Source organism: Novosphingobium olei, assembly GCF_037076535.1.
Taxonomy (GTDB): domain Bacteria; phylum Pseudomonadota; class Alphaproteobacteria; order Sphingomonadales; family Sphingomonadaceae; genus Novosphingobium; species Novosphingobium olei.
The window spans coordinates 2,930,641-2,943,794 of the sequence record NZ_AP029021.1 but is presented as its reverse complement, the minus strand read 5'-3'; the positions used below and the strand labels follow the sequence as shown (position 1 = coordinate 2,943,794).

At 66.8% G+C, this 13,154-nt stretch carries 16 protein-coding genes; 9 read left to right on the top strand and 7 right to left on the bottom strand.

What is annotated here, in order from left to right:
* Positions 1-48 precede the first annotated feature (48 nt).
* The 4 genes from glnA to AACH40_RS13925 all read right to left on the bottom strand — a co-directional run bounded on the left by glnA (position 49) and on the right by AACH40_RS13925 (position 3,937).
* Positions 49-1,458, bottom strand: coding sequence for a type I glutamate--ammonia ligase (glnA, locus tag AACH40_RS13940; protein ID WP_169491723.1), 1,410 nt, complete (start codon positions 1,456-1,458; stop codon positions 49-51).
* A gap of 140 nt (positions 1,459-1,598) precedes the next feature.
* Positions 1,599-1,937 carry a P-II family nitrogen regulator gene (locus AACH40_RS13935; RefSeq protein ID WP_169491724.1) on the bottom strand — a complete coding sequence of 113 codons (339 nt, stop codon included), beginning with the start codon at positions 1,935-1,937 and terminating at the stop codon, positions 1,599-1,601.
* A gap of 262 nt (positions 1,938-2,199) precedes the next feature.
* Entirely contained in the window at positions 2,200-3,027 is an 828-nt protein-coding gene (map, locus tag AACH40_RS13930) for a type I methionyl aminopeptidase (RefSeq protein ID WP_169491725.1), read from the bottom strand.
* A 52-nt stretch (positions 3,028-3,079) separates the two neighbouring features.
* Entirely contained in the window at positions 3,080-3,937 is an 858-nt protein-coding gene (locus tag AACH40_RS13925; RefSeq protein WP_338642915.1) for a DUF4163 domain-containing protein, read from the bottom strand.
* Between the two features lie 53 nt (positions 3,938-3,990).
* Between AACH40_RS13925 and AACH40_RS13920 the strand changes: the two genes are divergently transcribed.
* The 3 genes from AACH40_RS13920 to argC are packed head-to-tail and all read left to right on the top strand — an operon-like array spanning position 3,991 to position 6,739.
* Complete coding sequence (locus AACH40_RS13920; RefSeq protein ID WP_338642914.1) at positions 3,991-5,400, top strand: leucyl aminopeptidase family protein; 1,410 nt, start codon at positions 3,991-3,993, stop codon at positions 5,398-5,400.
* Between the two features lie 56 nt (positions 5,401-5,456).
* Positions 5,457-5,813 (top strand): SH3 domain-containing protein, encoded by a 357-nt coding sequence (locus AACH40_RS13915; RefSeq protein ID WP_240959256.1) that lies wholly within the window; start codon positions 5,457-5,459, stop codon positions 5,811-5,813.
* Positions 5,810-6,739 carry an N-acetyl-gamma-glutamyl-phosphate reductase gene (argC, locus tag AACH40_RS13910; RefSeq protein WP_338642913.1) on the top strand — a complete coding sequence of 310 codons (930 nt, stop codon included), beginning with the start codon at positions 5,810-5,812 and terminating at the stop codon, positions 6,737-6,739. The genes AACH40_RS13915 and argC overlap by 4 nt, the downstream gene beginning before the upstream one ends.
* 195 nt (positions 6,740-6,934) lie before the next feature.
* Here argC and AACH40_RS13905 read toward each other — a convergent pair whose 3' ends face one another.
* Complete coding sequence (locus tag AACH40_RS13905; RefSeq protein WP_169491729.1) at positions 6,935-7,252, bottom strand: 2Fe-2S iron-sulfur cluster-binding protein; 318 nt, start codon at positions 7,250-7,252, stop codon at positions 6,935-6,937.
* A gap of 122 nt (positions 7,253-7,374) precedes the next feature.
* On the opposite strand from AACH40_RS13905, the gene AACH40_RS13900 reads away from it, so the two are divergent.
* The gene (locus AACH40_RS13900; protein WP_338642912.1) at positions 7,375-7,992 is read left to right on the top strand and encodes a DNA-3-methyladenine glycosylase 2 family protein; all 618 of its coding nucleotides are present in this window, start codon (positions 7,375-7,377) and stop codon (positions 7,990-7,992) included.
* A gap of 48 nt (positions 7,993-8,040) precedes the next feature.
* The gene (locus AACH40_RS13895) at positions 8,041-8,835 is read left to right on the top strand and encodes an SDR family oxidoreductase (protein WP_338642910.1); all 795 of its coding nucleotides are present in this window, start codon (positions 8,041-8,043) and stop codon (positions 8,833-8,835) included.
* 3 nt (positions 8,836-8,838) lie between these two features.
* Here the strand turns inward: AACH40_RS13895 and AACH40_RS13890 are convergent, their stop codons facing one another.
* Positions 8,839-9,945, bottom strand: coding sequence for a hypothetical protein (locus AACH40_RS13890; RefSeq protein WP_338642909.1), 1,107 nt, complete (start codon positions 9,943-9,945; stop codon positions 8,839-8,841).
* A complete protein-coding gene (locus AACH40_RS13885) occupies positions 9,945-10,238 on the bottom strand; it encodes a 4a-hydroxytetrahydrobiopterin dehydratase (protein WP_338642908.1) in 294 nt (97 codons plus the stop codon). The genes AACH40_RS13890 and AACH40_RS13885 overlap by 1 nt, the downstream gene beginning before the upstream one ends.
* Positions 10,239-10,288: 50 nt before the next feature.
* Between AACH40_RS13885 and ccmA the strand changes: the two genes are divergently transcribed.
* The 4 genes from ccmA to AACH40_RS13865 all read left to right on the top strand — a co-directional run bounded on the left by ccmA (position 10,289) and on the right by AACH40_RS13865 (position 12,983).
* Positions 10,289-10,864 carry a heme ABC exporter ATP-binding protein CcmA gene (gene ccmA, locus AACH40_RS13880; RefSeq protein WP_338642907.1) on the top strand — a complete coding sequence of 192 codons (576 nt, stop codon included), beginning with the start codon at positions 10,289-10,291 and terminating at the stop codon, positions 10,862-10,864.
* Positions 10,861-11,544, top strand: a complete 684-nt coding sequence (gene ccmB / locus AACH40_RS13875; RefSeq protein WP_338642906.1) for a heme exporter protein CcmB — start codon at positions 10,861-10,863, stop codon at positions 11,542-11,544. The genes ccmA and ccmB overlap by 4 nt, the downstream gene beginning before the upstream one ends.
* Positions 11,545-11,609: 65 nt before the next feature.
* Positions 11,610-12,608 (top strand): cysteine synthase A, encoded by a 999-nt coding sequence (locus AACH40_RS13870; RefSeq protein WP_338642905.1) that lies wholly within the window; start codon positions 11,610-11,612, stop codon positions 12,606-12,608.
* Between the two features lie 15 nt (positions 12,609-12,623).
* Complete coding sequence (locus AACH40_RS13865) at positions 12,624-12,983, top strand: hypothetical protein (RefSeq protein ID WP_169491348.1); 360 nt, start codon at positions 12,624-12,626, stop codon at positions 12,981-12,983.
* Positions 12,984-13,154: the final 171 nt, after the last annotated feature.

Below are 13,154 nucleotides of genomic sequence, written 5' to 3'. Positions count from 1 at the left end.
CCCGGTTTTCCCGGACGCCCTTTTCTTGTCTCGTCTGATCCGAAAAGATCAGGCCGAATAGTACATGTCGAACTCGACGGCCGAGGGCGTGGTTTCCCAGCGCAGCACTTCGGGCCACTTGAGTTCGAGGTAGGCTTCGATCTGGTCTTCGGTGAAGACGCCGCCTTCGAGCAGGAAGGCGTGGTCGGCGGCCAGCGAGTCCAGCGCTTCGCGCAGGCTGCCGCACACGGTCGGGACCAGTTCGAGCTCTGCCGGCGGCAGGTCGTACAGGTTCTTGTCCATGGCTTCGCCCGGGTGGATCTTGTTCTTGATCCCGTCGAGACCGGCCATCAGCAGCGCCGAGTAGCACAGGTAGGGGTTGGCCATCGCGTCGGGGAAGCGGAATTCCACGCGCTTCGCCTTGGCGCCGGCGCCGTACGGAATGCGGCACGAGGCCGAGCGGTTGCGCGCCGAGTAGGCGAGCAGCACGGGGGCTTCGTAGCCCGGCACCAGGCGCTTGTAGCTGTTGGTGGTCGGGTTGGTGAACGCATTCAGCGCCTTGGCGTGCTTGATGACGCCGCCGATGAAGTACAGGCACATGTCCGACAGGCCGGCGTAGCCGTTGCCAGCGAACAGCGGCTTGCCCGAATCCCAGATCGACATGTGGGTGTGCATGCCCGAACCGTTGTCGCCCTTGATGGGCTTGGGCATGAACGTGGCGGTCTTGCCGTAAGCGGCAGCGACCTGCTGCACGACATACTTGTAGACCTGCATGCGGTCGGCGGTCTGGACGAGCGTGCCGAAGGTCAGGCCGAGTTCGTGCTGCGCGGCGGCCACTTCGTGGTGGTGCTTGTCGCAGGGCAGGCCCATTTCGAGCATGGTCTTGACCATCTCGCCACGGATGTCGACGCAGCTGTCGATCGGCGCGACGGGGAAGTAACCGCCCTTGACGCCCGGACGGTGACCGAGGTTGCCGCCTTCGTATTCCTTGTTGGTGTTGGTCGGCAGCTCGACGTCGTCGATGCGGAAGCCGTTGCCGTCATAGCCGTCGTAGAACTTGACGTCGTCGAACAGGAAGAATTCGGCTTCCGGGCCGACGTAGACGGTGTCGCCGATGCCCGAGGCCTTGACGAAGGCTTCGGCGCGCTTGGCGGTCGAACGCGGATCGCGCGAGTAGAGCTCGCCGGTCGACGGTTCGACGATGTCGCAGTTGATGATCAGCATCGGCGTGGCCGAGAACGGATCGACATAGACCGAGTCGAGGTCGGGCTTGAGGATCATGTCCGACTCGTTGATCGCCTTCCAGCCTTCGATCGACGAACCGTCGAACATCAGGCCGTCTTCCAGCTCGTCCTCACCCAGGACGCCGGCGACCATGGTCAGGTGCTGCCACTTGCCCTTGGGATCGGTGAAACGCAGGTCGACCCACTCGATTTCCTCGTCCTTGATCCGGCCGAGGATGTCCTTTGCACTTGCCATCGCTGATCCTTCTTTTCTCCCGCGTCGGTCTGTGAGCGCCGCGCAGGTTTCAGGGGTGGATATCGTGGAGGCCGCCCGTCCCAAGGCCACCCCCGGCTGCAGCCCCCCGTCCCGGCGCACCTGGACCGGAGGGCGACATTTCAGATCGCGTCGTCGTCGCGCTCGCCGGTGCGGATGCGCACGGCGGCATCGACGGTCATCACGAAGATCTTGCCATCGCCGATGCGACCGGTCTGCGCGGCAGAGGCGATCGCTTCGACCACGCGGTCGACGAGGGCATCGCCCACGACGACTTCGAGCTTAACCTTGGGCAGGAAGTCGACGACGTATTCGGCGCCGCGATAGAGTTCGGTGTGGCCCTTCTGGCGGCCAAAGCCCTTGGCTTCGGTAACGGTGATGCCCGAGACGCCGATCTCGTGCAGCGCTTCCTTTACCTCGTCCAGCTTGAACGGCTTGATGATCGCTTCGACCTTCTTCACCTGGTCAGACCCCTGCAACGCGAGGCCCACCGCTGCGGAGCGGCGGGCGGTTGTCCCTTGTGACCCGACCTAACAAGAATCGTGCCACGCTCTAGACGTTTTCACTAGGCCATCGCTCGCGGTTGCGAAAGCGGGAATTGCAGGGGTTGTGCAACAATGTGAATGCTTGGCGCGGCATCAGCGCCAGATTGTTACGCGGCCGCGATTTTTTCGTGCATAAATTTTACGCAAGCCCTGCCTGTTTTTTAGGCAGGGCTGCACCTTATGCGTAGGGGGGCTGGTGCAGGCCGGCAGGGCTCAGCGTGAAGATCTCGGCGCCGTCCTCGGTGATGCCGATGGAGTGCTCGAACTGCGCAGAGAGCGACCGGTCGCGGGTCACCGCCGTCCACCCATCGTCGAGGATCTTCACTGCCGCCTTGCCGAGGTTGATCATCGGCTCGATCGTGAAGAACATGCCCGGGCGCAGTTCCGGACCGGTGCCGGCACGGGCGGCGTGGACCACTTCGGGCGCATCGTGGAACAGGCGGCCGAGGCCATGGCCGCAGAATTCGCGCACCACGCCATAGCGGTGCTTTTCGGCGTGGGCCTGGATCGCCGCGCCGATATCGCCCAGGCGGGCGCCGGGGCGGGCCTGTTCGATGCCGATCATCAGGCATTCGTAGGTGACGTCGACAAGGCGACGGGCCTTCAACGGGACGTCGCCGACGAGGTACATGCGGCTGGTATCGCCGTGCCAGCCATCGAGCAGCGGGGTCACGTCGATGTTGACGATATCGCCGTCCTTGAGCGTCTTGTCCGACGGAATGCCGTGGCAGACGACGTGGTTGATCGAGATGCAGCACGAATGGGTATAGCCGCGATAGCCAAGCGTGGCGGGGATCGCCCCGCCATCCAGCGTCATCTGGCGCACGACATCGTCGAGGTAGTCGGTGCGCACGCCCGGCACCACCAGCGGGGCCAGTGCATCGAGGATCTCTGCAGCGAGGCGCCCGGCCTTGCGCATGCCTTCGAAGGCGGCGGGGCCATGCAGCTTGATGGTGCCGTCGCGCGGCTGGACGTCGGTTTCGTCGGCGATCACATAGTCGGTCATGCCGGCGATGTAGCGATTAATCCCGGCAATTGCGAGGTACGCGCGCTAGGATTCATTGCGACGAAAAGGCGGCCCGATATTCGGGCTTCACCGCCGCGAGCACGGCGGGGGTGACGGGCAGCGTCACTTCGTAGCTGCCCTCGGCAAAAGGCCCGGCGTTGTAAGGCGCGATGAGGAAGCCGATCCGGTCGAATGCGCGCCTGCCCGCAGAGCCAAGGATGAGCACCTGATCGAGCGGGGCGATGCAGCTGTCGAAATCCGAAATGCCGTCGCTCTTCCAGTCCGTCCCGCGTTTCTGGCGGCGTGCGCGATCCAGCGCGGCGCAGAACGGTTTCCTGATCGCGGCAGTGAGCGCGGCCTTGGACGTGAAGAGGTCGATCGCGGTGATGCGGCGTGCCGCCTGCTTGTCCCACAGGATCGCATCGTAGGCGTAGTTCGAGTGTGCGCCGCCCGAATAGGTGCCGATGATGGTCGAAAGGCTGAGCCAGCCGGGCAGGTCGGTTACGACCTTCCATTCGGTCGAGAATTCATAGGGGTGGAACGGGAAGTCGTTCTTCTTGGCTTCGTCACGGCCCGCGCCGGCATCCTTGGCGAGGGCGGTCTTTTGCTTGGCGAGATCGGCGTCGAGCCAGGCCTTCAGCGCGGGGATCGCTCCGGCGGCGCCAGGATAGGAATAGGTGAAGGAATAAAGATCGTTGCTTTCCTTCACGCTGAGCGCAGCGGCGGCCGGCGCAGGCGGGGCAGGCGGCGTGACGGGGCCGCTGGCGATCGCGGATGCGGACGCGCTTGCCGAAGCGGATGCCGGAGATGATGCCGACGACTGCGCCGTGGTGGGCGTGCCCGACCCGCAGGCGGCCAGCGCCAGAGTAGAGGCAAGAAGCAGCGTTGCGCTGGCAAAAGTCGGTTTCACAGATCGTTTTCCTCTCGCGCTCGCAGGGCGGCTGCGGCAAGGTCGGTTCCAAGATGACCGACAGAAACGCGTTGATCCAGCCCGATCATGGCCAGAGCGCCATTGCCCTCCACCTTGTCGACAAGGCCAGCCTTGCCGACTGGACCAAGACGCTGAACGCCGGCCAGCGTTCCGCGCTTGCGGCGCAGAAGTTCGAAAGCGGTGCTGGCGAAGTGGCGATCGTGCCCGACGGCGACGGCTGGTTCGCCGTCGGCGGCGTTGCCAGCACGGCATCGCTGTCAAGCTGGTGCCTCGCGCGGCTTGCCGAAGTGCTTCCGGGTGGCACCTATCGCCTTGCCCGCGAGGAAGCGCTGGGAGGCGAGGGCACTGGCGTAGCGCCGGCGCTACACGGCTGGCTGACCGCGCAGTACCGCTTCGACCGCTACCGCAAGGAAGCCAAGGCGGTCGAGCCGCGCGTGCTGCTGACCAAGGCGGTCAAAGCTATCGAACCGTCGCTTGCCGAAGCCAGCGCGGTGATGATGGTGCGCGATCTGGTCAACACGCCGGCCGAGGACATGGGGCCGGCACAGCTGGAGGCTGAAGCGCGCGCGCTGGCCAAGGCGCACCACGCCACCGTCCACGTCCATGCGGGCGATGCGCTGGAGCACGACTATCCGATGGTCCATGCCGTGGGCCGCGCCGCTTCGCGCCACCATGCGCCACGGCTGATCGAACTGGAATGGGGCGACCCTGCGCATCCCCGCGTGGCCATCGTCGGCAAGGGCGTCTGCTTCGATTCGGGTGGGCTCGACATCAAGCCGTCATCGGGCATGGCGCTGATGAAGAAGGACATGGGCGGCGCGGCGCATGCGCTGGCGCTCGCCGGACTGATCATGGGACATGGGCTGAAGGTGCGGCTGCACCTGCTGGTGCCAGCGGTCGAGAACGCGATTTCGGGCAATGCCTTCCGCCCCGGCGACATCCTGCGTTCGCGCCAGGGGCTGAGCGTGGAGATCACAAATACCGACGCCGAGGGGCGGCTGGTGCTGGGCGATGCGCTGACCCGCGCGACCGAAATGAGGCCCGAACTCGTGATCGACTTTGCCACGCTGACCGGTGCGGCGCGCGTGGCGCTGGGCCCGGACCTGCCGGCGATGTTCGCGCGCACCGATGAAACGGCGGCGGGGCTGCTTCGTGCAGGGCTCGAACGGGACGATCCGTGCTGGCGCCTGCCGCTGCACGATGGCTATCGCGAATGGTTGAAGTCCGATGTGGCCGATCTGCAGAATTCGCCGTCGGGCGGGTTCGCCGGGGCGAGCGTTGCGGCGCTTTTCCTGGACCGCTTCGTGGGCGAAGCCATTGATTGGGCGCATTTCGACACCTTTGCCTGGCGTCCTGCCGGCAAGCCCGGACGGCCCAAGGGGGGCGATGCACTGGGCCTGCGTGCCGCATGGGGATTCCTGCTCGAACGGTTCGGCGCTTGAACCGGCGGGGCGATGCCAGTAAGCGCGCGGCTTTCCTTTTCCGGGAAGGCGCAGACTTGCCCGCTTCGAATGACGATATCCTGATCGAACAGCTGCCGGATTCCGGCGAACTCGTGCTGTCCGGTCCCTCGGTCAAGCTCGACCCGCTGCACCGCCCGGTGCGCGGTGACCTGGCCCACGTGGCGCTGGCCGGCAAGGTGTTCGTGCCGCACTATGCGGTGCCGATGCCGCACAAGCTGCTGGGTGCGACCGAGCTGCGCAAGACCGGCAGCGAAACGGGCGAGGTGATCGTGACTCTGGCAGCGGGCGAGACGTTCAACGTGCTCGACATGGCGGGCGGCTGGGCCTGGGGCCAGCAGGGCGATGACGGCTTCGTCGGCTATGTGCCGCTGGGTGCGGTGCAGGCGCTGTGACGACCTCGGTCTTCATCGACGGGGCAGTCGGCACGACCGGGCTGGAGATCGCCGAACGTCTCGGCGGGCGCAGCGAATTTGCGCTGATCACGCTGGACGAAGCGCGGCGCAAGGACGACGCCGCCCGTCGCGAGGCGATCAACGACGCCGACGTGGTGATCCTGTGCCTGCCCGACGATGCGGCCAAGGACGCGGTGGCGATGATCGCCAATGACCGCACCCGCGTGATCGATGCGTCGACCGCGCACCGAGTTGCGGAGGGGTGGACCTATGGCTTTCCCGAGATCGTCGGGCGGGACACGGTGGCTGAAGCCAAGCGCGTCTCCAACCCGGGCTGTTACCCGACCGGGTTCATCGCGCTGCTCGCGCCTTTGGTGCACAATGCGCTGCTGCCGGCGGCGTGGCCTTACAGCGTGCATGCCGTGTCGGGATATTCGGGCGGCGGCAAGGCGCTGATCGGGCGGTTCGAGGAAGATCGCGACATCGCCTGGCGCGGCTATGGCCTGAGCTTCGGGCACAAGCACGTGCCGGAAATGCAGCGCTATGCCGGCCTGATGATCGCCCCGCTGTTCAGCCCGGCGGTGGTTGCGGCGCATCGCGGCATGGTCGTGGAAATTCCGCTGCCGCTGGGAGTGATGCCGGGCAGCGTGCCACCGGAACTGCTGCGCGCGGCGCTGACACAGTTCTACGAAGGTTCGAAGGTCGTGACCGTGGCGCAGGACCTGCCCGAAAGCGGCGAGATGCTGCTGCGCGCTTCGATGGAGCCGTGGGATGGGCTGACGCTCCACGTCATGGGAAGCGCCGATGGCGAGCAGGCGCGGCTGGTCGCGGTGCTCGACAACCTGGGCAAGGGCGCGAGCGGGGCGGCGGTGCAGAGCCTGAACCTGATGGCCGGGCTGGACGAGACGGCGGGCCTGCGGCTGTAATCCAGCCAATCCTGTTTGCGTTGGTGCTGAGCCTGGGCAAGCGCGTTTGGTCTGGAAGGCGAGCGCGGGATCGCGCAGGAAGAACGGCCCTTCGACAAGCTCAGGGCGGACGGGGTTGAGAGCGAACAGCAAACACAAAAAAGCCCGCGCTGCCGATGGAGCGCGGGCCTTTTTTCGTCAGCCTGACCGGAAGGATCAGTCTTCCGGGGCGATCGTGACCTTGAGGCCGTCGAGATCGCCGGTGATCTGGACCTGGCACGACAGGCGCGAGGTTTCGTTGCGGTGATCCGAGCTGTCGAGCAGGTCGTTCTCGTCCTCGCTCATCGCCGGAACCTTGTCGGCGAAAGCGGGGTCGACGTAGATGTGGCAGGTGGCGCACGAGCAGCAGCCGCCGCACAGCGCGAGGAGTTCGTCGAAGCCGTTGTCGCGGATGGCTTCCATCACCGACAGGCCGGCATCGGCGTCGATGGTCTTTTCTTCACCCGCGCGGTTCACGACAACAAGCTTCGGCATCGTCAAGGTCTCCTGTCGGGGGCCTTGCCGCCCCACTGTTCCCGTTTGGGCCGGGCTGCTATCGCGTCGCCTGCGCTTTGGCAAGGTCGCACAACGAGCAGGCATGAGAAGGGTGTAGGACAATGGGATTGAGCGCGGAGCAGATCAGGGAAGGGCTCGATTTCATCGGCGCCAGCCATCCGGGGATGGCGGCGGCGATCGAACGGGTCGGCTATCCCGAGCCGCGGCTGCGCCCGACCGGCTATGCCACGTTGCTGCGCACCATCGTGGGGCAGCAGGTGAGCGTCGCGGCGGCGGCTTCTGTCTGGAACAAGCTGGAAGCGCTGCTGGGCGAGGACTTGCCCCCGCACGACCTGCTCGCCGCCGACTTCGACGCGCTGCGCGCCTGCGGCCTGTCGCGCCAGAAGCAGGGCTATGCCCGGTCCTTGTGCGAACTGGTGGTGTCGGGCGAGCTCGATCTCGACGCGCTGCCGGCCGATGACGAGGAGGCAATTGCCGAACTCGTCAAGATCAAGGGCATCGGGCGCTGGTCGGCGGAAATCTATCTGCTGTTTGCCGAAGGGCGGCCCGACATCTGGCCGGCAGGCGACCTTGCCGTTCAGGTCGGCCTTGGCAAGCTGCTCGGGCTGGAAGAGCGGCCGAGCGAGAAGGTGACGCGCGAGCTGGCCGAGGGTTGGCGGCCGCACCGCGGCGCGGCGGCGATCTTCACCTGGCATTGCTACAACAATCCGGCGCTTTGACTTTACTGACATTCGTGCAAGTAAAGCGAGGGCAGGAGGAAGTGCGCGATGGCAAGGACGATCTTCATCACCGGCGGGGGCTCCGGCATCGGCCGCGCCGTGGCCCAGCGGTTCGCGCGCGAGGGCTGGTTCGTCGGGCTGGCCGACGTGAGCGAGAGCGGGATGGCCGAGACGGCCGCGCTCCTGCCGAAGGGGGCAAGCTCGATCCACAAGCTCGACGTGCGCGACCGGGCGGGGTGGGATGCGGCGCTGGGCGACTTCGCCAAGGCGGCGGGCGGCCGGATCGACGTTGTGTTCAACAATGCCGGCGTGCCGGTTGGCGGGCCGCTCGCCGAACTTGCAGTAGACGAGATCGAGCGCGCGCTCGACATCAACCTCAAGGGGGTGATCTTTGGCGCGCAGGCGGCCTACCCATGGCTGAAGGCCAGCGCGCCGGGCTCGGTCCTGCTCAACACCGCGAGCGCGGCCGGGATCTATGGCACGCCGGGTGCCAGCGTCTATTCGGCGACCAAGTTCGGAGTGCGCGCGGTGACCGAGTCGCTCGACGGAGAATGGGCGGCGGACGGCATCGCGGTGCGCGACCTGATGCCCGCGTTCATCGACACGCCGCTGCTCGATCATAACGCCAACCGCGCGAGCAACGAGGACATCCGATCGCGGGTGAAAGGCGCGGGGCTGGAGATCAGCCCGGTGAGCGACGTGGCCGATGCCGCCTGGGCTGCGGTGCATGGAAAAAGGCTGCACACGCTGGTCGGGCCGACGGCAAAGCGTATGGCGCTGTTTTCGCGGCTGCTGCCGGGGCTGGTGCGCAAGCAGGTGCGCGGGCGGGCCGGCGCGCTCTGACGCTCAGCGGCGCGTGATCCTGGCGGCCCCTGCCTTCCCGGCGGAGGAGAGGTAGGGCGCAAGCGCAGCGAATGGCAGCGCTGCGACATCGCCGCAGGCCGCCGCCACATGGGGCAGCGACGGTTCGAAGGCGAAGCCATCGCTGGTCAGCGACACGGTCCAGAACTCTGAGCCTGCGACAAGATCGAAGCAGCCTTCGGTGTCGTCGGCAGGGCGCGGGAAGTGCGCGAGAATGACCTTGCGCAGCGCTTCGGTCGGCTGGATGAGGCTGCCGGCGCTGGTATCGCCATCGATCGGCTGGCGGGCGGTGGATGCCAGCCAGTCGGCTAGGGCGAATTCCTTGCCGGTGCGCCGATCGAACGTGCGGTAGGTGGTGACGGCGTCTGGGTGTGCGCCGCCGCAGAAGTACGCTTGCGCGACCGCGACGGTCAGAAAGTCGCCACGCACCGCCTGTGGCGTCAGTGCCAGCGAGAAATCGCCATCGGTGCCAAGGCTGGAAAGGTTGCTGGCCATGCATTCGGCAAAGTCGGCGATCGAACCGGGCTTGAGCGGATCGAGCGCCACCGCGGCATTGATCGCGGCATCACCCGGCAGTTGCGGCTTCAGCGCGAAAGAGGCGATGTCCACCGAATCGAAAGCCGCGCCGACATCGTAATGCAGTTCGTCGTAGCCGAGGCTGGCTTTTCCCTGGGGCGCGCGGTGGGAGATGGTGACCGGCTTGAGCCGTGGCGCGATGAAGGCGCGGCTGCCGCAAGGGCCATCCCATGTTTCCGCCGGTTTCCACGCGACGGGCATCAGCCTTATCGGCAGGGTGCGCTTCGCCCGTTGCCACGTGCCTTCAAGGTTGGCGCCAGTCCCCTTGCGCAGCGTCCAGATGGCGCCGCCGTCCTCTTGCAGAAGCTTGCCGTCGAGACGCAGGGCGATCGGGCGCAGGTGCCTGAGATAGAAATAGGATCCCTGCAGTTCGTCGAGGCCGTTGCGTTCGAGGCAGACCTGTACCGGCGCCGTTCCGAGGGTGCCGCGCCACAAGCCCTCGGGCCACGAAGCCTTGGCGAATGCGGGCGATGGCAGCAGGCAGAAGGCGACGAGCGCCGCAAGCAGCCGCCGCATCAGCGTGCGAACCGCTCCATCGCGGCAGCCATGGCAAGATCGCGCGCGCTGATCCCGCCCGCGTCATGGGTGGTCAGCGTGACATCGACGCGATTGTAGACGTTGAACCATTCGGGATGATGGTCGGTCTTTTCCGCCTCCAGCGCGACGCGCGACATGAAGGCGAACGCTTCGCTGAAATCGGCGAAGCGGAAGGCTTTCACGATGGCAAGGCAGTCTTCGCGCAGGGCCCAGCCGGACAGATCGGCAAGTGCGGTTTCGATCTCTGACTGGGACAGGCGCGCGATGGCCATTGTTTCGCTCTCCTTGGCAGGCCTCGTCCTTTCCCCTATCGCGCGCGTTCATGCAACCCGCCCGCCTTGCCGCCTACGATATCGCCTGCCGGCGCGGCGACCGGGTGCTGGTGCGCGCGCTGTCGTTCGATCTGAAGCCGGGCGAGGCGCTGCATCTGGCGGGCCCCAACGGCATCGGCAAGTCGAGCGTGATCCGCATCCTCGCCGGACTGCTCCGCCCGGCCTGGGGCCATGTCGAGCGCGAAGGCGCGCTGGCGCTGTCGGACGAACGGCTGGCGCTCGATGCGCACAAGCCGCTGGGCGAGGCACTGGCGTTCTGGCAGCGGATCGACGGTGGCGAGGCGACGCGCGCCGACTTCGGGCTTGAAAACCTGCGCGACGTGCCGGTCGGCTATCTTTCGACCGGGCAGCGCAAACGCGCCGGGCTTGCGCGGCTGGCGGCAAGCGGGGCGCAGATCTGGCTGCTCGACGAGCCGCTCAATGGACTCGACACGCACTGGGGCGCGGCGGCGCAGGCGGCCATCGAGGCGCATCGGGCGATGGGCGGCATCGCGGTGGTGGCCTCGCACCAGCCGCTAGGTCTGCAGCGGTTGCGGACCATCTCGTTGCTGGAGCACCTTCCATGAGTGGCGGGACCGGGAACGCCGGGAAAGCACTGGCGACGATCTTTGCGCGTGACCTTGCACTCCTGCTCAAGGGTGCGCTGGGGCGCGGCGGGGCGGTGCTGCCGCTGCTGTTCTTCCTGGCGGTCGCGATGCTGTTCCCGTTCGCGGTGGGGCCGGATGCGAAGCTGCTGGCCCGCACCGGCGCCGGCGTGATCTGGGTGGCGGCGCTGCTTGCCGCGATCCTGCCGCTCGACCGGCTGGTCGAACCCGATGTCGAGGCGGGCTTCTTCGACCAGTGGGCGCTGCGCGGGCTTGCCGAAGAAGCCGTGCTGATGGTGCGGATCGTGGCCCACTGGCTGAGCTTTGGCGTGCCGCTGATGCTGGCCGCGCCGATTTCGGCCGGGTTGCTGTCGCTCGACCGGGCGCAACTGATCACGATCGAGCAGGGCCTGCTGCTGGGGACACCGGGGCTTGCCGCCATCGGCGTGACAATCGCCGCGCTGACGGCCGGGCTGCGCGCAGGGTCGGCACTCGGCGGCATGCTGGCGATCCCGCTGGCCGTGCCGTTGCTGATCTTTGGCGCAGGTTCGCTGCAGCCGGGCGGAGAAGGCGGGCTTGCCCTCCTTGGTGCGAGCAGCCTCGCCGCACTCGCCATAGCGCCCTTTGCCGGCGGCGCGGCGCTGCGCGCGGCACGGGAATAGGCACTTGCCTTCACCCAAGCGCAATTTCGTTGCCGATTGCGCGGACGCATCCTAACTCGTTCGCCATGACCGTTTCTGCGCTTACCCCCAATTCGCTTTCGCTCATCGGCAACACGCCGCTCGTCCGCCTTGCCGGCCCGTCCGAGGAGACCGGCTGCGAAATCTATGGCAAGTGCGAATTTGCCAATCCCGGTGCGTCGGTAAAGGACCGCGCCGCGCTGTGGATCGTGCGCGATGCCGAGGAGAAGGGCCTGCTCAAGCCCGGCGGGACGATCGTCGAAGGCACGGCCGGCAACACGGGCATCGGCCTTGCCCTGGTTGCCAATGCGCTGGGCTACAAGACCGTGATCGTGATGCCCGAGACGCAGTCGCGCGAAAAGATGGACACGCTGCGCGCGCTGCGGGCGGAGCTGGTGCTGGTACCTGCAGCGCCGTTCTCCAACCCCGGGCACTTCGTCCACACCTCGCGCCGCATCGCAGAGGAAACCGATGGCGCGATCTGGGCCAACCAGTTCGACAACATCGCCAACCGCCGCGCTCACATCGAAAGCACCGCGCCCGAGATCTGGGAGCAGATGGGCCACCGCATCGACGGCTTCACCTGCGCTGCCGGCACCGGCGGGACGATCGCGGGCACGAGCCTCGGCCTCAAATCGTTCGACGAGAAAGTGACGATTGCGCTGACCGACCCGCATGGCGCGGCGCTGTACAACTATTACGCGAATGGCGAGCTGAAGGCCGAAGGATCGTCGGTGGCCGAAGGCATCGGGCAGGGGCGGATCACCGCCAACCTCGAAGGCGCGCCGATCGACACGCAGTTCCGCATCTCGGACGAGGAAGGGCTCTACTGGGTCGAGCGCCTGCTCGCCGAGGAAGGGCTGTGCCTTGGTCTGTCCAGCGGGATCAACGTGGCGGGGGCCGTGGCGTTGGCGAGGCAGCTGGGCAAGGGCAGCCGGGTTGCGACGATCCTGTGCGACACCGGCTTCCGCTATCTGTCGTCGCTGTACAATCCCGCCTGGCTCGAGGCCAAGGGGCTGCCGGTCTTTCCCTGGCTCAAGCAATAAGCTAGGATTGCGGGAATGGCGTTCCCCGGCATTCCCAAGCGCAAGACACAAAGTGCGGCCGCACGGGCGGAAGCGCCGATTGCCCCCATCCACCACGTGCCGCTGTCCCCGCGCGCTCTGCGGGCGCAGGCGGTACACCGGCTGCAGGTCGGGCTGTTCGGGCTTGCCGGCATGCTGTTGCTGGTCAGCCTGGCCAACGTGATCATGGACCGCGCGCAAGTGGGCGATTCCGCAGCCGCCATGCCCGACGCGGCAGCAAGTTCGAGCGCCGCCAATGATCCGCTGGTGGACATGGGCGTCGCGCCCGAGCTTCCGGTCAACGGCGGCGGGGCCGCCGCGCCCGCACAGCAACCCGCCGCGCGGCCCAAGCCCTGATCGGCCGGCGGTTCGGCCGCCTGTTCCTCCAGCATCCCGAATACCGTCACCGTGTGCGGCTCGGCGCACGCCGTGACCGCGGCTGACTTGCCGATTCGCCATCTCAGCGGGCGCGATCGGGTGGGGTCCGGATTTTTACGGGAAAATGCGGGCAGGGCAGGGGGGTCGTAT